Origin of the sequence: Chitinophaga pinensis DSM 2588, assembly GCF_000024005.1 — a bacterium.
In the GTDB taxonomy this organism is placed as follows: Bacteria; Bacteroidota; Bacteroidia; order Chitinophagales; family Chitinophagaceae; genus Chitinophaga; species Chitinophaga pinensis.
In genome coordinates, this window is sequence record NC_013132.1 from 2,643,332 (window position 1) to 2,668,579 (window position 25,248).

Sequence of the window (25,248 nt, forward strand, 5' to 3'; positions counted from 1 at the left end):
AGGGCTGCATACGCAGCCTTTTTTTGTTTTCAGCTATGGAGCCTGACCATTAAGGCCAGTATAAGTTTACAATGACTGACTATTCAGTGCCGCCTGTAATTCCGCTTCATTTGTCAGATCCAGGCGTAATGGGGTAATGGAGACAAAATCATTTTCTACTGCCCACCTGTCGGTACCCTCTTCTGCTGGTTCCAGTGGTGTGACGGTGAACCAGTAATGCTTGCGGTTCATCGGGTCAGTGCCGGGAACGATCTTACCATCATATAAACGTACGGATTGTCTCGTCCAGCGGATGCCCTTGGGGTGAGGAGGGAAATTAACATTGAAAAGGCTTAGTCCGGGCTTTTCCAGCAACAATTCCAGTACTTGTGCCACATAATCCTCAAAAGCGGCAAAATCAGGCTCAGATTTGCCCACAGGCGTACTCAGGGCTATGCCTTTAATACCTAACAGTACAGCCTGTTTAGCCGCTGCCAGGGTGCCGGAATGCCACATACCATTGCCCAGGTTGGGCCCCATATTGATGCCCGACAATACCACGTCTGTCTTGGTGTACAGATGTGTTCCCAGGGCGACACAGTCTGCCGGGGTGCCATTTACACGATATGCTTCAATCCCCTCGAAATTAATAGGAGAGGCTTTGAAGGAAAGCGGCCGGGAATGCGTTACCGCATGTCCCATGGAAGACTGTTCCACATCCGGGGCAACTATCCTTACCTCTCCGAACCGGGCCGCTATTCTGGCCAGCGCTGCTATGCCCGGACTGTAAATGCCGTCGTCGTTTGTGATTAGTATTCTCATACCAATGCGGCCTCCAATTTCATGCCATTGGGGTGGTATCCTTTTTGGATATTGATGTGTATGAAAGCGCATTTACTGCATAACCCCAAAGCTGGTGACCAGGAACATTCAGAAGCTGCACTGATGAAGAAGATCAGTGACCAGCAGATCAAGTGTACATACTCATCTGCCAAAAAGAACTGGTGCAGGGAAATCTCTCCTGATACTGATTTTGTGATCATCGCCGGTGGGGATGGTACAATCAGGAAAGTCATTCTTGAATTTCTTAGCGGCAAAGCAGGAGAGAGGCGTTATCCGCTGGCACTATTACCCATGGGCACTGCCAATAATATCAGCCGTTCCCTGCATGTCACCGGTGAAGAAGAAGACATTATCGCCTCCTGGCATAAACATCATATACAGCCATTTGATATAGGTACCATTGCCGGCTTTCATGAAGAGATGTTCTTCCTGGAAAGTTTTGGGTTTGGTATTTTTCCGGTGTTGATGGAAGCTATGAAGCAATTGGAAGAACCTGATGAACCGGAAGAAAAGATCAAACTGGCGCTTGTAATGCTGCATGATATTATCGATAACTACCATGCACAGGAATGTAAGTTGGAGATTGACGGAGTGGATTACTCGGGGCATTACCTGATGGCTGAAATTATGAACATACGCTCTATTGGCCCGGGACTAAATCTCAACGGAGACGCGAATGTAGGGGACGGAGAAATGGAGATTGTGCTGTTAGGAGAAGATAAAAGAAAGTCATTCTCTGCCTATATCAAAGACCGTATTGCTTCCTCAGCGCATAAGGACTATGACCTCCCGGTGATCAAAGGGAAAAATATCCGTATTTCCTGGGGGGATGAACATGCGCACATTGATGACGAACTGATACGTTCCCGGGATGGTAAAAGCTACATTGTCAGCATTTTGAAGCGGGAGCTGGAGTTTTTAGTGCCAGCCTGAACTTCTTTACTTGCTTCCTCTCTGTTTAAGTGGTAATTTGCAGCTTTTTATGTGATATCAGCTTTATATGAATTTGTTAGAAGTAACGGACGTGCGCAAGCAGGAAGGGGAAGAAGAAGTGCTGAAAGGCGTGAGCTTCACGCAGAAAGCTTTCCAGAAAATAGCTATCGTAGGAGAGTCAGGATCCGGCAAGAGTACCCTGTTGAAAATAGTCGGTGGTCTGACACAGTCAGATGGCGGTGAAGTGCGGTTTGAAAATGTGAAGGTGAAAGGACCGCTGGAGAGATTATTACCTGGTCAGCCAGGTATCGCTTATCTTTCCCAGCACTATGAGCTGCGTAACCATTACCGCATGGAGGAAATCCTTGCCTACGCCAATATGTTAGCTGATGAAGATGCGGAAAGACTGTATAAGATCTGCCGTATCAGTCACCTGATGAAAAGAAAGAATGATCAGTTGTCCGGTGGAGAAAAACAACGTGTGGCTTTAGCCCGTTTGTTAACTACCGCTCCTCGTCTGCTGATTCTCGATGAACCTTATTCCAACCTGGATCCCATTCTCAAAAATACACTGAAAGCTGTGATCCGTGAGATCAGTGAAGATCTCAATATCACTTGTCTGCTCGTGTCTCATGACCCGGTAGATACCCTTTCCTGGGCTGATGAGGTGATCGTCATGAAAGATGGTCAGATCGTACAGCAAGGCGCTCCTGAAGAGGTATACCACCAGCCGGTAAATGAATATGTAGCGGCATTATTCGGCAGTTATAACATGATTCCTTCTGCCCAGGCTACTGATTTCAGCCAGGTATCCGGTGTGCATCTCAATGATAAAAGTCTGTTTATCCGTCCTGAACGTTTCCGTGTTGTGGAAAAAGGACAACATGGACTGAGCGGAAAGATCCAAGACGTAAGCTTTATGGGCAGCAGTTATGAAGTGGCTGTAGCACTGCCTGCTGCGACTATCACCGTAAAAACAGATAACAGCGTGCTCAGAAAGGGAGAAGATATTTATCTTTCTTTATCCCCGGCGGACGTCTGGTATGCCTGATAATAACGCGAGATGATGTAAATTCGGGCCATGAATTTGACCCAGGAGCAGGCTGCCATTATCAAAAGCAAAGGAGACATCAGGATCATCGCCGTTGCTGGCGCCGGTAAGACTACTACACTTATTGAATATGCGAAAGCAAGACCGGATAAAAGTATCCTTTATCTGGCATTCAACAAGACTGTTAAACAGGAGGCAGAACGCAAATTTGCAGAAGTGAGACTCGCAAATGTGCGGGTGGAAACAGCGCACTCGCTGGCGCATTACTATATAGTCAGAGGATCAAAATATACAATCAAGGGCGAGGGGTATAAACTGAATGAGATTGTAGATATCCTGAAGCTGCGCGGCCTCAAAGGCAAACATACAGAGTCTATTCTCGCTACACATATCAATGCCTACCTTTCTTATTTCTGTAATAGTGCGCCCGCAAAAGTGCAGGATCTTGATTATGAAGATACGCTCACTGACAGGGAGGCCATCGAATTTGCCACTAAGTATAAGAAAGACATTCAGTATCAGACCCGCCTTTTCCTGGATAAGATGAATAAGGGTGAAATCCCTATTACGCATGATTTTTATCTGAAGAAGTTTCAGCTGGCCAGACCCAGGCTGAACTTCGATGTGATCCTGTTTGATGAAGGACAGGATGCTTCCGGCGCCATGCTGGACGTATTCCGTTCACAGGAAGGCACTAAGGTGCTGGTAGGCGATAGTCATCAGCAGATCTATGGCTGGCGCTATGCCGTCAATTCCCTCGACAAACTCAATTACCCTTTATATACGCTCAGCACCAGTTTCCGCTTTGACCAGGATATCGCCGATCTGGCGTCTTATGTCATTCAGTGGAAGAAGCTGTATAGCAATCCGTTGACGGTAAAGGTCATCGGTTTCGGTAAGTCCCGTAAGGCCAATACAAGGGCGGTAGTAGCCCGCACCAATGCAGGTTTACTGGTAAAAGCCATCGAATTACTGATTGAAAAGAAAGAGATCAAAACGATCTATTTTGAAGGCCGGATCGAAAACTATACTTATGCCAATGATGGCGCTTCCATCTATGATATACTGAACCTCCATACCGGAGATGTCGGCCGTATACGGGATAAGACCATTGCGGCCATGGACAGCATGAAAGACCTGGAAGAGTATATCAAAACAACCGGCGAAACACAGCTGGGGATGCTGGTTGATGTGGTGAAGAAGTATGGTGAGAAGATCCCTGGTTATATCAAAAAATTAAAAGACTGCCACCTTGATCATGATGATAAGGAGCAGGCTGATATGATCTTTTCTACGGTACATCGCTGTAAAGGGATGGAATATGATGAAGTGACGCTGACCAATGACTACATCACCCATGACAAGGTGGTGAAGCAGGCGGAGAACATCGATAACGTCAATATGTCAAAGCTGTCGGAAGAGATTAATCTGCTGTACGTAGCGATTACAAGAGCCAAGAGCCATCTGTATATTCCACAGGAGATCCTGACCGGACAAAAGAAAGCAATTCCGGTGCTGAAGCAAAGAAGGGTCTCCGGAGCAGAAACAAAGGGTGAGCACTATGTCTACGCCGGAGTCAAAAAATAAACACTAATTCTTTTTGAAATTGAGCAGGTCGATCATCAGGTTGAATGCATCCATGGCGGATGGACTGTTGAGTTTCAGCGGTTTGATGATATAGCCGGATACACCGAGCTTTTCAGCAGTAATTTTGTCTGTTCTGTCACCGGACGTAGTCAGTACAAATCGTTTGATCTGTTTGAGCTCTTCTTTCTGGTGCATGTATTCCAATACTTCGAAACCATTTACCTTGGGCATGTTGATGTCAATGAGCATGACATCAGGTAAGCCTTCATTGCCGGTATTGATCTGTTCATTCAGCAGTGTAATGGCCTCCTCGCCATTTCTGGCATTCGTGAGTTTATAGAAAATATTCAATTTATCAAGTGAACGCTTAATATCTATCACATCCAGCTTATCATCTTCTACCAGTAAAATATTAATCGGTTGCATTTTAATCTTTTGACCAGGTGAATGAAAAGACAGAACCCTTGCCCGGTGCGGAGACCACATTGATATGCTGCTTTTTGGTCTCTATAATTTTTTTGACAATTGCCAATCCAACACCTGTGCTTTCGAAACTATCCCTGTCCTTTAAAGTCTGAAAAATAGTAAAAATCCTCCGTTGATAGTGCTTTTCAATACCATTTCCATTGTCTTCAATGAAAAATTCATAGTGATCAGGCCGTTCTTTATAATAGATTTTTACAGCAGGGCCGGGCTTTTCGTTGTGTTTGACTGCATTCCCGATAAGATTAGAAAAAATCTGGAACAACCACAATTTTTCTCCGTGTATAATGGGAAGATCAGCCATTTCAACCCTTACATGGTCCATATCAGGCAGTGTGTCGAGTACTTCTTTCATTAGTGAGTTGAGTGCAATTTCCTCTTTTTCGATCTCTTCCTTGTCTGCTTTTGCATAGGACAACAAACCTTCTATCAGGTTTTCTGCTCTTATCACGCGACCTTTTATCAGCTCCATGTATTCGCTTACTTTTGGCGTAAGTTCCTGTTTATGATCTTCCTCTATCCATGTTACAACGTTACTGATGCCTCTCAGCGGTGCTTTCAGGTCATGCGATACAATATGTGCGAACTGGTCCAGTTCTTCATTGGATCGCTTCAAAAGCGTGATATTCCTTGACAGTTCTTCTGTCATATGATTGAGCGCATCTCCTAATGCACTCAGTTCATCGCTACCCGTATCTTTGATCGTCACGTTATAATTGCCTCCCGCAATATCATTGGCCATATCTGTCATGACCTTGATACGCCGGGATATCTTCATGGTTACATAGATGATGATGAAAAGCCCGAGTACAATAGAAGCGGATGTCAATAACAACGAAAGAATATTCGTATTGATAACCGAAGCAGCCAGTTCTTCCTTGCGTGCATCCCTACGTGCATATTCATATGCGGAGAATGTCTTGAATTTCTCCTGTAATGCCGCCTGAATCGCCTGTTCATGACCGGAAGCAAATTTTTCCTTGTATACCCTATTGAAAGTATCCAGGTGTTGCCTGCTGATAGACGCTGACATTTTCGCCTGTTTCAATGGATCTGTATATTCTTCCGTCCACTGGTCATTCAGCTCTTTAATCTGCTGCAGCATGTTGATCTGTAGTGTGTCTGTGAGCATGGATGACAGCTCCTTCAGGATGAGCTCATTTTCGATATTAGCCGTGTCATAGGCTTCTACAAAAGACTTTTCACCAGTGAGCAGATATCCTCTGAGGCCGTTGACCATCGTGAGTACGTTCCGCTGAAAGCGGCTGCTGTTACGCACCAGATTGGTGGAACGGGTGAAATAGGCATTGTTTTCTGTCACCGCATTGGACAGACTGAAGTTCACGAACGTCGTAATGGAAAACAGTATCAGTACTGATACGAATCCAAGAAATATATAGTGAGAAATCTTCATAGAGCGCAATGGTAACAAAAAATGTGAAAACAACCGGAGATACTATCCTGGAAAATAGTAAACAAAGTATCAAAGTTCCGGTATAGTTTTAGCGGCAATCTATTCTGCGTCAGATTACTTTACGTACGTCAAATACGCTATGTGTTTGCAAACATAACGCTTTTGTGTCTTAATGCATACAATTCAGTAATTTGTAAATCAACAGCATCTGAAAAGTTTTTAACCTTATGATAGCATCTGCCATTCGTCATATTCATCGCTGCTGGTATCTGATAAATTGACTATGTTGAAACAATGCGGCTCAGGAGATATAAGATAGCCCTATATAGCTACTATTACGCAGATCAGGAATAAGAAAAATACTGTCAAACTGATAACGAAGCAAGATTATGGACGATCAACTCAGGAATGAAGAGCAGAACGGTACTTCCCGGCGCTCTTTCCTTAAACAAACCTCTTTGATGACAGCGTTGGCGCTTGCGCCTGAAACGGTGCTCAAAGCTGCTGAAAACGGCCTTGATGAAAAGATCGCGGCTGCCATTGAGACAATGCCGCTGAATGTGGTCATCAATGGGGTGAAGCAAAGTGTCAGGATAGAACCGCGTGTTACCCTGCTGGATCTGTTGCGCGAACGATTGCAACTGACAGGTACAAAGAAAGGTTGTGACCACGGACAGTGTGGCGCCTGTACCGTCCACATCGATGGAGAACGTGTGAATGCCTGTCTGACACTGGCACTCACGACAGAAGGCCGTGAGGTGACTACCATCGAAGGGCTGGCAGACGGAGATAACCTGCACCCTATGCAGGAAGCATTCCTGGAGCATGATGGTTTCCAGTGTGGTTACTGTACGCCTGGACAAATCATGTCAGCAATCTGTTGTATCAGGGAAGGACACGCTGGTACGCCCGATGAAGTGAGAGAATATATGAGTGGAAATATCTGTCGTTGTGGTGCTTATTCCAATATCGTCGATGCGATCATGGACGTAAAACAGGGAGGGAAGAAGATATGAAACAGTTCAGCTACATAAGGGTCACTTCCAGTGATGCAGCCATTGCTGCTGTCTCCAAAGATAAATCGGCTACATTCCTGGCCGGTGGTACCAATCTTGTCGATCTGATGAAGAGTGGTGTAACGGGACCGGAGCGACTGGTAGATATTAATCGCCTGCCCCTTACAAAGATCGAAGAAACAAAGACGGGATTGCGTATCGGCGCACTGGCTAAAAATACAATGGTAGCGGAACATCCCCTGGTCGTCAAACATTTTCCGCTCCTGTCTCTCGCATTAAAAGCAGGCGCTTCTCCACAGCTGAGGAACATGGCCACTGTCGGTGGTAATATGATGCAGCGTACGCGTTGTCATTATTTCTACGATACAGCCATGCCTTGTAATAAACGAAATCCTGGTTCCGGTTGCGGCGCTATCGGAGGCGTCAACCGTATGCACGCCATCTTCGGTGCAAGTGATAAATGTATTGCCGTACATCCAAGCGATATGTGTGTGGCACTGACAGCACTGGATGCAGTCGTAACAGTAAAAGGCCCCAAAGGGGAACGTAAAATTCCTTTTGGCGATTTTCACCGTTTACCGGGAGATACGCCTGAAGTGGACAACACCTTACAGCGTGGAGAACTGATCATAGCGGTGGATATTCCTTTCAATGAAGTAGGTGGATATGCGCATTATCTGAAAGTACGTGACCGTGCCTCCTATGCATTCGCATTGGTATCAGTTGGCGCTGCCTTGTCCCTGAAAGACAATAATATCGCTGATGTACGCCTGGCTATGGGTGGCGTGGCGCATAAACCCTGGCGGCTGAGAGAAGCGGAAGCTTTCCTCAAAGGAAAGAAGGCCACGGTAGAGAACTTTCAGGAGGCGGCACGTATGGTGATGGCGCCTGCAAAGTCGCAGGGCAGTAATGAATTCAAACTCACCCTCGCGCCCAACACAATTGTGGAGGCATTGAAACTCGCCGCTGCAAACGGTAATATCTAAACGCTTAAAACCCGAATAATGGGAACAGATAAAAAAAGTGAACCGCTGAACAGGGTAGACGGAAGAGCTAAAGTAACTGGTAAGGCAAAATACTTTGCAGAGTTCGAAGTGCCCGGTCTTACTTATTGTGTAATGGTGACGAGTACAATTACCCGCGGTACCATCACTACGATTGATACAAAAAATGCGGAACGTGCACCTGGTGTACTGGCGGTATATACACACCTGAATATGCCCGCCGTACCTGGTTGGGCCGATCAGCCAAACAGTAATGCGAAACTGCCTTCCGGCGGAGAGAAATACCGTATGCTGGGCAGTAATAAAATACTCTTTAACGGTCAGCCGATCGCATTGGTGGTAGCCAATACCCTGGAGCGTGCACAATATGGCGCTTCACTGGTGACAGCTACCTACAATAAAACCGAACATCAGACTGACCTGCTGAAAAATACACAGAAGGCAGCTATGCCCGGCCGCTTCGGCGATTATACCCGTGGTGAGCAGAAAGAGGCATATAAAACGGCGCCTGTTACCATTTCAGCTGATTATACGATCCCTGTAGAGGTACACAATCCGATGGAACTGGCGGGTATACTGGCTATCTGGGAAGGAGAGGATCAGTTGAAAGTATACGCTAAAACACAAGGAGTAAAGGCTACACAGCGTACACTGGCGGGTGCGTTCAAAATACCGGAAAAGAATATCCAGGTATACTCCGAATTTGTTGGCGGCGGTTTTGGTATGGGATTGCGTACCTGGCCACAGGAAGTCGCTGTGGTAGCTGCTGCACGTCAGCTCAAAAAGCCGGTTAAACTGGTCATGACACGTCAGCAGATGTTCTCATTGGTGGGACATCGCCCTTACACTATACAACATATCAGTATGGGTGCGGATAAGGACGGTCAGTTACAGGGTATCTACCATGAAGCTACCGCTGAAACGGCGAATTACGACGACTTTACAGAAGGTACAGTGGCCATGACAAGGTTCATGTATGGCTGTCCGAACGTAACCACTAAATACCGCATCGTGCCGCTGGACAGAGGCGTTCCTATCTGGATGCGTGGTCCTGGTGAGGCAACAGGCGCTTTTGCACTGGAATCAGCCATCGATGAAATGGCCTATAAAGTGAATATGGACCCGCTGGACTTCCGGGTGAAGAACTTCGCAGCAACCGATCCGGAAAAGAACAAACCTTTCTCCAGTAACAATCTGAAAGAAGCATATCAGTTGGGTAGTGAGCAAATCGGCTGGCACAAACGCAACCGGGAACCACGTTCTATGAAGGACGGAGAATGGCTGGTGGGATATGGTATGAGTACGGGTGTATTCGGGGCACATCGCGGGGAATCTACCTGCCGTGCACAGCTGAATGCAGACGGCACACTGATCTTACAGAGTGCGACCAGCGATATCGGTCCTGGTACCAGTACGGCAATGGTACAGATTGCGCATGAAGTAACCGGACTACCCATTAAGAAAATACGTTTCGAACTGGGAGACGCTTCGCTGCCACCATCTGGTAGTCAGGGCGGATCTGCTACCGTATCATCCGTAGGTTCTGCGGTCTTTGATACCTGTACCGCCCTGAAGGCATTACTCACAGAAGCGGGTCTTGCATTCGAAGACGGAACGGTGAAACCGGTAGCGGGTAAGACAGCCACCATGCAGGAGGTACTGACAGCACAGCAAAAGACATTCTTCGAAGTGACCAAATCATCCAAAGGTGGTGCTGAGCAGGATAAATACTCTATGTATTCTTTCTCTATCCATTTTGCAGAAGTAAGGGTACATCCGCATACAGGTGTCGTGCGTGTAAAGCGAGTGGTGACAGTCGCAGACTCCGGCAGGATCGTCAGTCCGAAAACTGCTGCCAGTCAGATGATCGGTGGTGTAACCGGAGGTATCGGTATGGCGCTGACAGAAGAAGCAGTTATTGATCACCGCTATGGCCGTTTTGTAAACAACAACCTGGGTGATTATCACGTACCGGTAAGTGCCGACGTACCACATATTGAAACGATTTTTATTGACAAACCCGACCCATATAGTAATCCGATGGGTTCCAAGGGGATGGGAGAAATTGCACTGATAGGATTTTCCGCTGCTGTGGCAAATGCGGTGTATCATGCTACCGGAAAGCGTATCCGGGAGTTGCCGATCACGCCTGATAAGATATTGTCTGCCTGACGGTTTGGTAAGAGGCTCCCTTTCCGGGGGCCTCTTTTTTGTATGCAAGCGCGCAAAATCGTAATTTCACAGATTGCCTCTGTCGGGGAGGCTGACGAGATATGCATACAATCAACGACGTCCACCAACAGTTTGCAGAATATTTCCAGATACCGGCCTTAAAGCCGTATGCTTACCTGCTTTCGCGAAAACTCAGCGAAGGGCATATCTGCCTGCACCTGAATAAACCGGTGGAGGCTGCTGCCGACCTGCCGGCATTCTGTGAAAATATGCCCACTGGTAGCAGAACTTTACAACAGATTCCACTGGTGGCAAAAGGAGGGAATGACAGTCAGCCTTTTGTGTTGTACCAGGAGCGGTTGTACCTGCAACGGTATTTCCGGTATGAGACCATCTTCCTGCAACGCATTCACCAGTTTCTGGCTACGGAAAAGGAAGTACTGGCCGACAGACTGAAAATGCTGGAAACCCACCGTACTTTTATCAGTAACCTGTTTGCTGCCGGACCGGCATTTGTAGCCGATGGTGGCGATCCGGCTGACTGGCAGCTCAGTGCTGCAGTGACGGGTGTACTGAACAATTTTACGATTATCACCGGTGGTCCCGGTACAGGAAAAACCACCACGGTGGCTAAAATACTCGCGATACTCTATTACCTGGATCCTTCCCTGAAGGTAGCCCTGGCGGCGCCGACCGGTAAGGCGGCTGCACGTATGGCAGAAAGCTTGCGTAATACGCAGTTACCTGTGGATGACGCCATCACCGCACAGTTCCGGAGTCTGGCGCCGAGTACCATTCACCGCTTACTACGCTCCAGGAAAGACAGTCCCTATTTTGTGTATAACAGGGAGAATCCGCTGAACTATGACGTGGTAATCCTGGATGAATGTTCCATGATCGATGTGGCCCTGTTTGCCAAATTGCTGGACGCTGTCGGTAATGGTACCCGACTCATATTACTCGGCGATAAAGACCAGCTGGCTTCTGTAGAAGCAGGTAGTTTGTTTGGTGATCTCTGTCAGGCACAGGACGCCCTCAACATGTTCACTAAAGAACGGCTTGCGCTGATTAATTCCTTTATTCCTGATGAAAGAAGAAAATTGCCTGACAGTCAGATCAAAGCAAATGATCCTCATCCTTTGTTTCAGCATCTAGTTGAGTTACGTCGTAGCCATCGTTTCAGCGGAGACAAGGGGATCGGTAAATTCAGTAAGGCCATCATTGCAAACGATCAGGTGGCCATACATGGCTTTCTTGCACCGGGTGCAGATGAACAGGTCGTAATAGATGAAACCTATTCAAAGGAGCTGTTTGCGCAATTTGTAGCCGGTTACAGCGCCTTTATTGTGGAAAAGGATGTCCGCAAAGCATTACAGCTGCTCAATGACCTGCGTGTCTTATGTGCGATCAGGGAAGGAGAGGAAGGCTTGTACGCTATCAACAGAAACATAGAAAAGATCCTGCACGATAAACGTCTGATCCGTGTGAATGCTGAATTCTACGAGAACAGACCTGTGATATTGACCCGTAACTACTATGAACACGGTCTCTTTAACGGAGATACCGGTATTATCCGTACGGATGAACAGGGTGTGCTGATGGCCTGGTTTGAAGACAGTAACGGTGAACTGAAAGCGATCCTGCCAGGATACCTGACAGAAGCAGAAACCGTATTTGCTATGACCATTCACAAAAGCCAGGGGTCTGAGTTTAAGGAAGTAATGGTGATCCTGCCACGCGCAAAAGATGTTCCTATTCTGACAAGAGAGTTGCTCTATACTGGTGTAACCAGGGCGAAACAGAAAGTGTATGTACAGTCATCAGCAGAGGTCTTGTTACTGACTGCAACACGTTTTGTGGAAAGAGCTTCGGGTATCGGACAGCGTTTTGCAGACGATCGCCCCTGACAATTGAATAACACGTATGGCACTATATCTGAGAGTGTCTAATTCCCTGGAGAACCTCTCCATGGGATTGGCACAGACACTGAAAGCTTCCAACAGCCAGGTGTTTGAACAACACCTGATCGTCACACAGACGGAAGGGATGAACAACTGGTTGAAATTACAGCTGGCAGAATACCTGGGTATTGCTGCCAATTGCCGTTTTCTCAAACCGAATGATCTGATCCATCAGATCTATTTCCTGATGGATGGTCAGTATTCGGAAATGCTTTCCGGCAGAAATCTTACCTGGCTGTTGTACAAATTGCTGGGAGAAGATATCTTCCGTGAAACCTATCCTGCCGTCGCTACTTATTACCATACAACAGAACCGGATAGCGATCTGAAAAGAATGGCCCTGGCAGAAAGGACAGCTGACCTTTTTGACCAGTACCAGATCTATCGTCCGGAGATGATCAATGAATGGAATGCGCCACCGGAAGACCCGTTTGCAAAGATTGACTGGCAACAATATCTGTGGACAGAAGCCAAGAAAGTATCTGGTCATGCGCTGCCTGATAAAACCATTATCGGACAGCACATCCTGGATATGCTGAAGAATCCTGATCACCAGGAGACGCTGGCACACCGGATGAATACCGTACATCTGTTCGGTCTCTCCATCATCACAGCTTATCACGTGCAGATCCTGCATGAACTGTCTTCCTTCATTGATATCTATTTCCATATCATCAACCCCTCTCCGGAACTTTACTGGTTTGATGATAAGAGTGAGAAACAACAGGCACGCTGGCGATTGAAAGGTCGTCCTATCCACGAATCGGATACAGCCGGTAATCCGTTGTTGATGGGATGGGGTAGGGTCGTACAGGATACTTTCGGCCTGTTCTTCAAATATGATGCTTTTATCAACGCCTACGAAAGCGAAGGACTGGTAGAGCCACAACCGGATACCTTGCTCAACAAAGTACAGCACGATATCTTTCTTAATGCCAATGAGCAACGGCATCCGATCTTCCCGGAAGATGTGGAAGATGGATCTATCACGATCAACAACTGTTACACGGTTGCCCGTGAGGTAGAAGTCCTGTACAACTATCTGGTACATCTCGTAGATAAAAAAAGAGAAACCTTATCTCCCCGTGATATCGTTGTCATGGTGAGAGATATTGACGTATATGCGCCTTATATCAAGGCGATCTTCAACAATGCCCCTTACAAGTTCCGGTATACGATCGCGGATGAAAGCTATGCGGACAGCGATAACCTGTTCAATGCCCTGCACGCCATCCTGCGATTGAATGAAGACAATTTTAAGGCGGAGGAAGTGCTGCAGTTACTGGATTCTTCCTATGTCCGCAAACGTTTTGGTATCAACAACGTACCATTGATCCGGCATGTTGTTGACGAAGCAAATATCCGCTTTGGTATTCACGGGGCTAAAGAAGATGAAACCTATCTTGTCAGCTGGAAATATGGTATCAAACGTATCATGTATGGTATCTGTATGAGCGGCGATCAGGAATATGGTAAAGGAGAGGAAGGGTTCTTCCCGCTGGATATACTGGAAGGGAGTGATAGTCTGGAAGTGATCCGATTCTGTCATTTTGCCGAAGTACTGATCTCTGCCATAGAAGATCGTAAGAAAGAACGTAGTATCAGTGGCTGGGTAGAGTATATCGAGGGAATATTGCACAATATGGTCTATGAACCGGAAGAGGAAATAGACGAAGACTATAATACACTCATGCAGCAGTTGTCGGATTACAACCTGCTGAATGAATATATGAGCGATACAGTGGCTTTTGACGTGTTCAGTCATAGCTTCCTGCAAACACTGACGGGTACTACCCGTACAGGTTTGTTTGTAAACGGAGGGATCACTTTCTGTTCCCTGATCCCGATGCGTAGTATTCCCTTCAGGGTAGTGGCGATGCTGGGACTGGACTATGATAAGTTTCCCCGCCGGGAACAGCCGATCGGCTTTAACCTGATGGAGAAAAACAAACAGCGGGGCGATCGTAATGTAAAGGATAACGATAAACACCTGTTCCTGGAAACGGTGCTTTCTGCACGGCAATACCTGTATATCAGTTACGTCGGACAAAGCGCCAAGGATAACAGTCGTATGCCGCCTTCTGCATTAGTGGATGAACTGCTGGATTATATAGAATCCGGTTGTGAGGATGCCGAGGGAGTCAGGAACCGCCTTGTTACCAGACAGCCTTTACAGGGCTTTAGCAGAAAATACGGACAGGGTGATGAACGGCTGTACAGTTATCTGAATACCGCTGTGCCGGAGCGTATCATTACCCGTGCTGATAAGGCGATGGAACAACCATCCATTGAGGAAATTGACCTGGATGAACTGGTCCGTTTCTTTAAGAATCCTTTTAAAGCTTACTATAACAAAGTACTGGGGATCTATTATAACGACGAACAGGTGCTGTTGAATGAAACAGAGATCTTCCACCTGGATAGTTTGCAGAAATGGAGCCTGAAGAATGAATTGTTGCAGATGGATACCAATGCCATTGCCAACATGAAGATCCGCCTGGTGAAGACGGGACGGCTGCCACTGAAGAATATGGCTTATGTGGCTTTGCAGCAGATAGAAGCAGAGGTACAGCCGGTACGCGAGAAATTCCGTGCCTGTATCAATGGGGCGGAAGAACAATCCGTACAGGTGAATCTGGATATAGAAGGCACCTTGCTGAAAGGAACTATTAACGGTGTATTCGATGGTAAGCTGGTACAGGTATCCTGGTCTAAAAGAGAGGACAAATACCTGATGGAGGCTTATATCCGGTACCTTGCCGGACGGGCGGCCGGTGTGCTGGACGGAATGTGCTTTATCTCGGGAGCCAGCAAAAGAGAAGCCTTTGAGGCGATTCCCCTGGCACAACAGGAAGCATTACGAAGACTGACGGCATTAGTAAAGATTTTCAGAGAAGGCTTTGAGAAGATTACGCCGTTTTATCCTGACTTTGACATCAAACCGGCAGATGTGGCCGGACTGGATTTCAGTAAATTCAGTAAAAAGGTGGATAAGGCCCTGGATAAAGGGGATGACATCACCATTGATCCATATATCTCCCGGGAGTATGAAAATGGTTTCTTTAAAGATGAAACGATGCTGGATACTTATAAAGTGATTTGCAGTCATCTGCTGGTACCGCTGGCGGAAATAATTCCAGGTTATTACAATTAATACAGGTAAGGACAAGATGAACGAACATATCAACTACCAGGATTTTAATGCGGCCACCGTACCTCTGCAGGATAGTAACCTGATAGAGGCCAGTGCCGGTACAGGAAAAACATATTCCATCGCCATTCTCGTACTGAGACTGGTGCTGGAGAATGGGCTTTCTATTAAAGAAATCCTGATGGTGACCTTCACCAAAGCAGCCGTAGCTGAACTGGAAGAACGTATCCGTTTATTTGTGCGTACTGCTTATAAGATCAGCCAGGGACAGGAAACCCGGGATGAAAACATCTTCCGGCTGGTAGAAGAAGCCGTAGAACGTAATGGCCTGGCCGCCGTACAGCAACAGTTGAGAGATGCGGTATTGTTCCTGGATGAAACGGCCGTGCTGACTATTCACAGCTTCTGTCAGAAGACCTTGAATGAGTTCGCCTTTGAAACAGACCAGTTGTTTGGCGCTGAGATGATCCAGGATACCAAAACCCTGATAGCAGAAGAAGTACAGAAGTTCTGGCGTAAATATGTCACCACCCTGCACATCCGTTTGCTGGAAAAAGTATGGGAGCCGGATATGATGGAGGGGATCAATGTAGCCCTGAATGAACATATGGGCGGGAAGCGTTATTATGCTTATCAACCTGGTAAGAGATATGCCATCAAACAGAAGGAACAGGAGGAATGGTTGCATCAGCTGGATGCAATAGATGATAAGAAAGCGGCGGTTGAAAAAATCCTGATGGATTATGTGATCAATGAAAGAGAAACATTGAGGGGATTATGCGAAGGAAACAGGTATGCTAAGACGGCATTATTGCCTTGCATGGATGATCCTGAATTATTTATAAAGACAGTAGCTGACAAAAGAAACAGCGCCAAATATATCAGCACATTGCTGCCTGACATGCTGGCACACATGGACGAGGTAGCCGTTGTGGATGAAGAACGGAAAGGGGTTGTACAGCAGGTGATCAGTCGTTTGTATTGCTTTGCCATAGAAGAGATAGCGGCGGGTGTAAAAGGCTTTAAAAAGCGAAACAACCTGCTGAGTTACGATGATATGATCACCAACCTGCATAAGTCACTGGTGGACAGAAATAACCCGAAGCTGGAGGAAGTGCTGCGGGAGAAATACAAGGCAGTATTTGTGGATGAATTCCAGGATACTGACAGGATGCAGTACGAGATCTTTGAAAAAGCTTTCGGAGAAAGCACCATCCTGTTTTATATCGGTGATCCCAAGCAAAGTATCTATGCCTGGCGTAAGGCGGATATCTTTACCTATTTCAAGGCCAGGGCCAGTGTACAGCATGTATATGGTATGAACCGTAACTTCCGTTCATCTGAACCTTTTATTGCGGCGATGAACCAGTTCTTCCTGCCCGTACCTGGATTTGATACCTTCTATTTTGAAGGAGAAGGCAGTGCCATCAACTATATCAAGGTAGATAGTCCGGAGAGCAATACCAAAGGATTACTTTTCAGAGGAGATGAACCGGATGTGCCGATCTCCGTTTTTAACACATCTAATAGCACAGAACTTTCTGAGAGTGTGGCCGCACAGGTCGCAGCTTTACTGAGAAGCGGGGAATATTTTATCGGTGATGAAGATGAACGTCGTCCTGTAAAACCATCTGATATCGGTATCCTCGTGCGTACCGGCCGGCAGGGCAGGGAAGTAAAGGCACAGCTGGCGAGACTGGGTATACCTGCCGTGACGGTAGATGATGCAAAGGTATTACAATCAGAAGAGGCGACTTACCTGTTATACCTGATGGAGGCGATGCTGGCGCCTGACAGGTCTTCCATCAACCGTGCCCTGTTATCGCCTTTTACGGGTCTGAAACTGGAATCCGTACTGACACTGGATGATGAAGTAACGCTGGGCTTATTCGGCAACTATAAAAACAGGTGGCAGCAGGATGGTATCTATACCGCAATGATGGATTTTGTAACCGACTTCAATGTGCGTAACGTATTGCTCCATGCACATACAGAAAGTGGGGAACGTATCATTTCCAATCTCTTTCAGCTGACGGAACTGGTACACCAGATCCAGAGCCGTAAGAACCTGTCTATGACAGAACTGGTATCCTGGCTCAAACGTGGTATAGACGGAATGGCCACAGAAGGTGACGAGTATGAGCAGCGTATGGAAAGTGATGAAGAAGCGGTGAATATCGTGACCATTCACAAGAGTAAAGGACTGGAATACAAAATCGTGATGGCGCCTTATCTCGACTTTGTAGAAAACAAGTATATAGCGTTTTTTAGTTTCCGTGACCCGCTGACTGGTGATTATGTAGGTGTGGAAAAGAAGCGTATGACAGATGAACAGCAGGCTTCTTATGCACGTCAGGCAGAGCAGGAGAACAGACGTTTGTTATACGTAGCTATCACCCGTGGTGTGTATAAATGTTTTGTATTCCGGAATAACTATCATAAAAAATCTACCCTGCTTACTTTCCTGGAAGCATTAGTGGCAGCAGCGCCTTCTCCTGACATTATCCGTTTTGAAGAAGGAATGCCGGTAGCGCCTGAACAGCAGGCCGGCAATAAGGTCTTACCACTCGCTCCGGTTGATCCGGATATGCCTGTCAGGTTTGTGCTGAAAGAACAGAACTGGCGGAAGATGAGTTATACCATGCTGGCGGCAAAGGCGGAGCATAATCTGCGGACAAGGGCTTCTCAAAAGGAAGATCCTTACGAAACCTTTATTTTCCACACATTGAAACGTGGCGCGAAGACGGGGAATCTGCTGCACTTCCTGTTTGAGAATATCAATTTCTCTGAGGATAGTCGCTGGGAAAAATGGATCACAGAAACAGTACGCCGTTTTGTACCCGGGCAGCAGGACTTATATGGCCCGATGTTGAGACAGTTACTGGAGCATGTGTTACAGACAGATATTACGGTAGATGGACGCACATTCCCATTGGCGGCTATCATCTGGCATAAACGTATCCCTGAGTTTGAGTTTGACTTCCCGGTATCCGCGTTTTTCCCGGATATGCTGAACGGTCTTTCTGATGACAGAACGAGTGTAGTCGTACGTCGTTTCCATGAACAGGGCAGCAGTGAACTGGAAGGTATCATGAATGGGAAAATGGACCTGTTCTTTGAGCACGAAGGCAGGTATTATATCCTTGACTGGAAATCCAACTATCTGGGAGGAACGCCGGAAGATTATACACCGACCGCTGTATCCGCAGCGATGAACGAAAACAACTATCACCTGCAATACCTGATTTATACGCTGGCAGCTAAGAAATACCTGGAGAGCCGCTTACATGCATTTGACTATGAAACGCAATTCGGCGGGGTGATCTACTGTTTTGTCAGGGGCATAAGAAAAGGGCAGTCTACCGGTATATTTACCACTAAACCACCCTTATCTAAAATATTACAGCTGGAAAGTAGTTTGTCTCCCAATGTAAACAGGAAACAACCTCCTCAGCAAAAACTATTCGACATCTACTAACACCGTCTGCCGTTGCTGTTCCAGTTTAGCCTGTACCAGTAATGCGTGCAGTACCTCCGTGGAAAACCCATGTAACAACAGTCTGAACGCCGCACCTGCCATTGGCAGTGGTATCATCGGGTGTTTGTTATTGAGCGCTGTCAGTTTTTCCGGACAATCCATAATGGTCGCCGCATAAATACCAATCACTTCATCCAGTTGCAGCGAGTTAGTCGCGCGCCAGAAATCGGCATCTGTTAAGAAGAACTGGTATACCGGTGTGAATATCTCTATCGCTGTACCCAGGTCGATGAAGTTGGTCCACCGGTGACGAAACTGTTCAAAAGGAATCGGAGTGGTGGATATCGCACTGAAATCAGGCTTTTCCTGTTTACTGACCTTTACTCCTTTCTCGTCAATCGCCTTATTCAGGTTAATGATAAAGTTATACAGGTTCAGGTCGTGTTCCAGGAAGAGGTTATCCCTGACATGACTCACCGCCGTTGGCTTCAGTGGATTCATGGGAATATTTTCTGCTCCCCTTACATTATCCTTAATAAAGCGTAAGACCTCAGAACCCAGGTAAAAATGCCGTAAGATCAAAAAGTTGGCCTCCGGGGTGATAAAGTATCTCATGCCCCAGTAAAGGCTCTTATGCAGCATTTTGGGGGCATTGATCAGATTGGGGATAAAGATCTTAAAGATCTGCATCAGCACAATACTGATCCTTGCAAAGGCTTTTATCACCGGATACAGGAACTGCCGGCTTTTAGTAGAAGAATCGTACAGGAAAGCGGCTTTCGCATCCGGATTGAAAGGGATGCTTTTATCCAGGAAGAGCGCGTGCCAGTGACTCGGATTACGCGTGTCATGCGGCATCTGCTCATAGTACTCTTTGGTATGTAACATGTGAATATCTTTATTAGAAATTGTCCAGCTCCTCCAGCTGCATCCTATAAAGTCTTGCTACCACTTTGGCTGTTTTGACGATCTTCTGTGCTATTGCCTGTGTCAGCAGGTCAGACTGTATAGCATTCTCGAAACGTTCGAAATGGTTGTCGTTGCTGTCGCTGCTTTCATGATAGATAAAGAAGGATACCTGGTCCGCATTCAGCTGGAGCTGTTGCTGGATGGCGCGTCCCCATTTACCGGATACCCTGTTGCCCAGTCCCTCGATGATAAACATGCCACCTAAGAGATCAAAAGGGTCAGGCTGACTGGCCCGCTGGAACATATAGGCGCTCAGCGCTTCACTACCAATATTCTTCTCACCTGTATACAGGTCTTGTTCATTCCCGCCACAGTTAATATAGTTCTTTTCCAGGATCTGATAATCGCGGTGCTCGTCAGAAGAATGCCTGATAAAAGAGGAACGTACATGGAAATATTCCATACTGACATTGGAGGCTGCACGTGCGATCCATTGGGAACCGTCAATCACCTGCTGACGAAGATTCAGCAGCAGGCGTTTGTATTCTTCCAGTGTCAGCTGACCGTTGAATATCCGCTTTACGATCGGTACCTGTTGCAGGGAGCGTTCGAAGTCAAACCATACGCCGGTCAGTTGTCTTACCAGCCATTCCTGTACCGGTTTCTGCTGTGTTCTGATTGCCGGCGCCTTGATAGTGGCGATATCTTCGGTGACTACACCCGGAGCTGCCGGGGCGACTACTCTCAGCATCATGTAACCAGTGATGAAACGGCCACTTTCGGGTACCATACAAAGCACCTGCTGGCCATGTTTCAGTTTGCCGCTGTGCAGCAATTCATCCAGCATCACGAAGATGGAGGCTGAACCGATATTACCGACTGTGTATAAGTTGGTAAACCATTTCTCTGCCGGAATATCTGCACCGCCTTTCTCTAACAGATCAGTGATCTGTTTTTTGAAATGATGGGAGGAATAATGGCATACCAGCCAGTCGATGGCTTCAGGTGCGATCTTCTTTTCATCTACCAGTTCAAAGAAGCGTTGAATGCCCAGTTTAACAATGTTATCCACCAGTTGCATGTCCTGCTTCAGGTTGATAGCGCCGTCTTTATCGGCGGCACTCATGCTCTCGTAATCCAGCCAGGTTTTACTAATGCTGCCATCTGCCTGTTTGTTGGTACCGGTATACATACAGAGGTCATACTGGTGTGCATAGGAACGGAGATCGATCCATTCAATTTCCAGGGATACGCCTGTACGGGAAGGAACAGGTTGTAATAACATAGCGCCTGCACCATCACTCAGCATCCAGCGGAGGAAATCAATATCCGCAGGTAATGCAGCGTCCGTGCCAACGATAGATTGGCCTGCAAAGCGGGAAGCTTTGAACATCCTGCTGGGCAGTTCTGCAGCACAGGATACAGCGTTACGCGACTGACCTGCCTGTACATGCATATAAGCATTTTGTATGGCCATGATGCTGGCAGCACAAACACTCTGGTGTGATGCCAGTGTACAGGTGCCGATACCGCTTTCTCCCTGTACCATACTGGCGAAGCCGGGCACGGGCAGATCACTTTGTGTGGTAGCGGTACTGAGGAAGTCTATATTTTGTTTGCCCGCAGCAGCGCCTTCCAGGCAATCATCAATCGCTTTGGATGCCATTTCATAAGCCTGATGGGTGGTTTGCTGCTGTGTATCGAGCGCATAATAACGTGATTTGATACCATTCTTTCTCAGGAAAATATCTTTGGTACGGGATGACTGTCCGTTAATTCTGCCCAGGTAGTCTTCCATCGCTTCATTGGGGATAGCAGTATTGGGTAAAAATTTTCCGGTAGCCGTGATAAATACTTTGTGCATGCAACTACTTTTACTAAAATATGGGTATTGTCCTGTTAACAAAAAAAATCCCTGCTCCATCGCTGAAACAGGGTAGAAATATATATAAAATATTATAAAATAGGCGGATGTAACTAGATTTTTAGCAATTCTGCAACATATCCGGCATTCACGGTAAGCGGCGCATCTGCCTGTAAAACCTTATCGGCATGAAGCGCAATACTGTCTGAAAAGTTATTTCCCTTTTGCTGAACACCGTATCGCCTGCATATATCCTTATACGCACGGAAGGGTTGATTGAACAGTATTTTATCTGCCATGAAAGTGGCCAGCGTCAATTGTATAACGCTTCGCCATTTGTGTACAATACCCGTTTTCGGTATTTCGTCCCTGACAGCTGTCGCACCAAAAGTAAGCACTGGTATCTGTAGCTTGTTGCGTACAATCGGACCGGCACTGAACATGCCGTCTGTGATCATGATATCAAATGGAAAAATGTCCCGTATATCGCGGATATCTTCATAGTATTTCGTTGCAGGCAGTATGAAGTAATGTAACATATCAAAATTCATACGCGCCGTTTCGTTACTGATGTTTTTCCGCTCCGGTAGCATATCATCTATATTCCGGCTGTTCACATCTTTTGCTCTTTTCAATGGATAACTGTAGATCATCAGTTGATGGAATAGTTGCGTGTAACATTTCGATGCATACCATCTTACATCACAGCCTGCATGTTGCAGGTATTGGGCAAAACCGGTGAGGGGGTGAATATACCTGTCGCCTGATACTGTTGCAAACAATATCTTGCTGCCGGCAAGTTGTTGTGTACTACTTGTCATAAAAATCGAAAGGATGTGTATTGATTAAACCTGAAAAAGTATACCTGAAAATGGTTATTCCTATGTCAGGATGAACAGTGGAAACGTGTCGTGCGGTTTCAGCGTAGGTCTGTAAATAGCTACAAATCTAAACGTTTTATTGAAAAAACAATATTAAAATCCGGCAGCTGTTAATTGTCATGATAACACCTTATTTTTATAGCCTTTAAAGATTCACGTTCCATGTGTAATATGAAAGACTGGCATATATCGCGTACTGTTGCGCTGTTAACGGTGTTTATAGTTTGTTGTATGCAGCGGACTGTTGCACAATTTAACACTGTATCCCGTTATGATGTTATCTGGAATTCCCAGAGTCGCCATGCAGGAGAATCTATGCCCTGTGGTGGTGGCGATATCGGATTGAATGTATGGGTGGAGCAGGGAGATCTGTTGTTTTACATATCGCGTAGCGGAACTTTTGATGAAAATAATGCCATGCTCAAACAGGGGCGGGTAAGGATAAAATTATCTTCTGGTCCTCTCAGTAACGAGGGATTTATACAACAATTGAAGTTAGCGCAGGGGTATATCAACGTACATGATGCCAATACTGATATTGATATCTGGGTGGATGTATTCCATCCCGTTATCCATGTGGATGTGAAAAGTGCAAAGCCGGTAAAAGTAACTGCCACATATGAATCCTGGCGATACCAGGACCATCTGATCACGGATAACCGGGAATGCAGAACAAACTCCTACAAACGTTTACAGTCTTTCCCTGTAATTACCTATAAGGATGATATCCGTTTCCAGGGTAATGAAGTGCTGTTCTATCATCGTAACCGCTCAGATGTACAGGATGTATTTAACTATACCGTAGACAAGGAAGGCATGAACAGCGTAAAGCAGGCAATGTATGATCCGCTGCGCAATAATACGTTCGGTGGTATCATGCGTGGAGAACAGATGGTAGCAGCAGGCGTGGATTCCGGGAAATATGCGGATGCTGCTTTTTATGCCTGGTCTTTGCAGAGTAAAAAGCCGGTCCGCCGACAGCAACTGAGCATCGGACTGGAAGTAGCGCAGACTGAAAGTCTGACGCCATGGCTGCAGGCATTACAACAAACCCTCCAGCAGGCTGAAAGCAATGTGACGTCTGATCGCCATAAGACGATGCAATGGTGGCAGGAATTCTGGGACAGGAGTTATATCCATATCGATAGCAAAGACAGCGCTGCCGTGACAGCAGGCCGAAATTACCAGTTGTTCCGGTATATGCTGGGTTGTAATGCGTATGGTCAATGGCCCACTAAATTCAATGGCGGCCTATTCACATTTGATCCGTGTTATGTGAATGAGGAACTGCATTTCTCGCCTGATTTCCGCCTCTGGGGCGGAGGTACGATGACTGCACAGAACCAGCGTCTTGTGTATTATCCCTTTCTGAAGAACGGTGATTTTGATATGATGAAAGCGCAGTTTGATTTTTACCTCCGTACAAAAAGGAATGCCGAGTTACGCAGTGAAACTTACTGGCACCATGCCGGCGCCTGTTTTACGGAGCAGATCGAAAACTTCGGATTGCCCAATATCTTTGAATATGAACTGAAAAGACCTGCCGGTGCTGATCCCGGTGTGGAATACAATGCCTGGCTGGAATACCAGTGGGAAACGGTATTTGAATTCTGTCTGATGATGCTGGATATGCATAGCTATACAGGTGTCAGTCAGCCGGAACACCTGGCATTTATCGAAAGCTGCCTGAACTTCTATGATGAACATTACCGGCAACTGGCCAGGAGGAGAGGAGTACGGGAACTGAATGAGCAGGGACAGTATATACTTTTCCCCACATCCGCAGCAGAAACCTTTAAGATGACCTATAACTCCACTACTGTGATCGCCGCTTTAAAGGTGATTGTGGAAAGGATGCAGGCGTTACCCGACATACAGCAGGATACCCTCCGCAGTAAAAAGTTGCTGCAACTGCAACAGCGTATTCCACCAATCGCATTGACAGCGTTTGAGGGGCATCAGACGATTGCCCCTGCACTGGCCTGGGAGCGGGTACAGAATTCGGAGGCGCCACAATTATACCCTGTTTTCCCCTGGGGAATATACGGAGTGGGGAAACCCGGACTGGACATTGCGCGTAATACCTGGGAATATGATCCACATGTAGTGAAATACCGTAGCCATATCGGCTGGCGGCAGTATAATATTTTTGCCGCCCGTCTGGGACTGACGGAAGCAGCCGCCCACTTTACCCAACTGAAATTTGCAGATGGTCCGCATCGCTTTCCTGCTTTCTGGGGTCCCGGTTTTGACTGGACGCCTGACCATAACTGGGGCGGTTCCGCCATGATTGGTTTACAGGAAATGCTGCTGCAGACCGATGGAAAGAAGGTTTATCTGTTACCCGCCTGGCCGGCAGACTGGAATGCCGCCTTTAAGCTCCACGCTCCTTATAACACCATCATAGAAGCGAAGATCGTCAATGGAAAAGTGACCGTATTAAAAGTGACACCCGCTTCCCGGAAAGCAGATGTGGTCATCCTGTAATAGTGGTGGCATGTGGTTTGTATCAGCTTCAGCGG

The 25,248-nt window shown here is 46.7% G+C and carries 16 protein-coding genes; 10 read left to right on the forward strand and 6 right to left on the reverse strand.

The window, feature by feature from the left end:
- Positions 1–66: 66 nt before the first annotated feature.
- Positions 67–801 carry a 5'/3'-nucleotidase SurE gene (gene surE, locus CPIN_RS10815; RefSeq protein ID WP_012789828.1) on the reverse strand — a complete coding sequence of 245 codons (735 nt, stop codon included), beginning with the start codon at positions 799–801 and terminating at the stop codon, positions 67–69.
- Positions 802–861: 60 nt separating this feature from the next.
- Between surE and CPIN_RS10820 the strand changes: the two genes are divergently transcribed.
- The 3 genes from CPIN_RS10820 (at position 862) to CPIN_RS10830 (ending at position 4,393) form a co-directional block, all read left to right on the forward strand.
- Positions 862–1,755: a diacylglycerol/lipid kinase family protein gene (locus CPIN_RS10820; RefSeq protein WP_044218318.1), complete on the forward strand. Its 894-nt coding sequence runs from the start codon at positions 862–864 to the stop codon at positions 1,753–1,755.
- A 67-nt stretch (positions 1,756–1,822) separates the two neighbouring features.
- A complete protein-coding gene (locus CPIN_RS10825) occupies positions 1,823–2,806 on the forward strand; it encodes an ABC transporter ATP-binding protein (protein ID WP_012789830.1) in 984 nt (327 codons plus the stop codon).
- Between the two features lie 30 nt (positions 2,807–2,836).
- Positions 2,837–4,393: a UvrD-helicase domain-containing protein gene (locus CPIN_RS10830; protein WP_012789831.1), complete on the forward strand. Its 1,557-nt coding sequence runs from the start codon at positions 2,837–2,839 to the stop codon at positions 4,391–4,393.
- 3 nt (positions 4,394–4,396) lie between these two features.
- On the opposite strand, the gene CPIN_RS10835 is transcribed toward CPIN_RS10830, so the two are convergent.
- Together CPIN_RS10835 and CPIN_RS10840 are read right to left on the reverse strand one after the other, a co-directional pair.
- Positions 4,397–4,819, reverse strand: coding sequence for a response regulator (locus CPIN_RS10835; protein ID WP_012789832.1), 423 nt, complete (start codon positions 4,817–4,819; stop codon positions 4,397–4,399).
- A 1-nt stretch (position 4,820) separates the two neighbouring features.
- Complete coding sequence (locus tag CPIN_RS10840) at positions 4,821–6,290, reverse strand: ATP-binding protein (protein WP_012789833.1); 1,470 nt, start codon at positions 6,288–6,290, stop codon at positions 4,821–4,823.
- Positions 6,291–6,679: 389 nt separating this feature from the next.
- Between CPIN_RS10840 and CPIN_RS10845 the strand changes: the two genes are divergently transcribed.
- From CPIN_RS10845 to recB, 6 genes are all read left to right on the forward strand, one after another.
- Complete coding sequence (locus CPIN_RS10845; protein WP_012789834.1) at positions 6,680–7,306, forward strand: (2Fe-2S)-binding protein; 627 nt, start codon at positions 6,680–6,682, stop codon at positions 7,304–7,306.
- Positions 7,303–8,292 (forward strand): FAD binding domain-containing protein, encoded by a 990-nt coding sequence (locus CPIN_RS10850; protein ID WP_012789835.1) that lies wholly within the window; start codon positions 7,303–7,305, stop codon positions 8,290–8,292. The genes CPIN_RS10845 and CPIN_RS10850 overlap by 4 nt, the downstream gene beginning before the upstream one ends.
- A gap of 18 nt (positions 8,293–8,310) precedes the next feature.
- Complete coding sequence (locus CPIN_RS10855; protein ID WP_012789836.1) at positions 8,311–10,482, forward strand: xanthine dehydrogenase family protein molybdopterin-binding subunit; 2,172 nt, start codon at positions 8,311–8,313, stop codon at positions 10,480–10,482.
- A gap of 101 nt (positions 10,483–10,583) precedes the next feature.
- Positions 10,584–12,389 carry an exodeoxyribonuclease V subunit alpha gene (gene recD, locus CPIN_RS10860; RefSeq protein ID WP_012789837.1) on the forward strand — a complete coding sequence of 602 codons (1,806 nt, stop codon included), beginning with the start codon at positions 10,584–10,586 and terminating at the stop codon, positions 12,387–12,389.
- A 16-nt stretch (positions 12,390–12,405) separates the two neighbouring features.
- Positions 12,406–15,597 carry an exodeoxyribonuclease V subunit gamma gene (gene recC, locus CPIN_RS10865; RefSeq protein WP_012789838.1) on the forward strand — a complete coding sequence of 1,064 codons (3,192 nt, stop codon included), beginning with the start codon at positions 12,406–12,408 and terminating at the stop codon, positions 15,595–15,597.
- A gap of 16 nt (positions 15,598–15,613) precedes the next feature.
- A complete protein-coding gene (gene recB / locus CPIN_RS10870) occupies positions 15,614–19,072 on the forward strand; it encodes an exodeoxyribonuclease V subunit beta (RefSeq protein WP_012789839.1) in 3,459 nt (1,152 codons plus the stop codon).
- Here the strand turns inward: recB and CPIN_RS10875 are convergent.
- The 3 genes from CPIN_RS10875 to CPIN_RS36520 form a co-directional block, all read right to left on the reverse strand.
- On the reverse strand, positions 19,055–19,960 hold the full coding sequence (locus CPIN_RS10875) for a DUF6999 family protein (protein WP_012789840.1): 906 nt from the start codon (positions 19,958–19,960) through the stop codon (positions 19,055–19,057). The genes recB and CPIN_RS10875 overlap by 18 nt on opposite strands.
- 13 nt (positions 19,961–19,973) lie before the next feature.
- The gene (locus CPIN_RS10880; RefSeq protein WP_012789841.1) at positions 19,974–21,845 is read right to left on the reverse strand and encodes a beta-ketoacyl-ACP synthase III; all 1,872 of its coding nucleotides are present in this window, start codon (positions 21,843–21,845) and stop codon (positions 19,974–19,976) included.
- Positions 21,846–21,958: 113 nt separating this feature from the next.
- On the reverse strand, positions 21,959–22,666 hold the full coding sequence (locus CPIN_RS36520) for a glycosyltransferase family protein (protein ID WP_012789842.1): 708 nt from the start codon (positions 22,664–22,666) through the stop codon (positions 21,959–21,961).
- Positions 22,667–22,957: 291 nt separating this feature from the next.
- Here CPIN_RS36520 and CPIN_RS10890 point away from each other — a divergent pair, with 291 nt between their 5' ends.
- Positions 22,958–25,213, forward strand: a complete 2,256-nt coding sequence (locus tag CPIN_RS10890; protein ID WP_044218322.1) for a DUF5703 domain-containing protein — start codon at positions 22,958–22,960, stop codon at positions 25,211–25,213.
- Positions 25,214–25,248 lie beyond the last annotated feature (35 nt).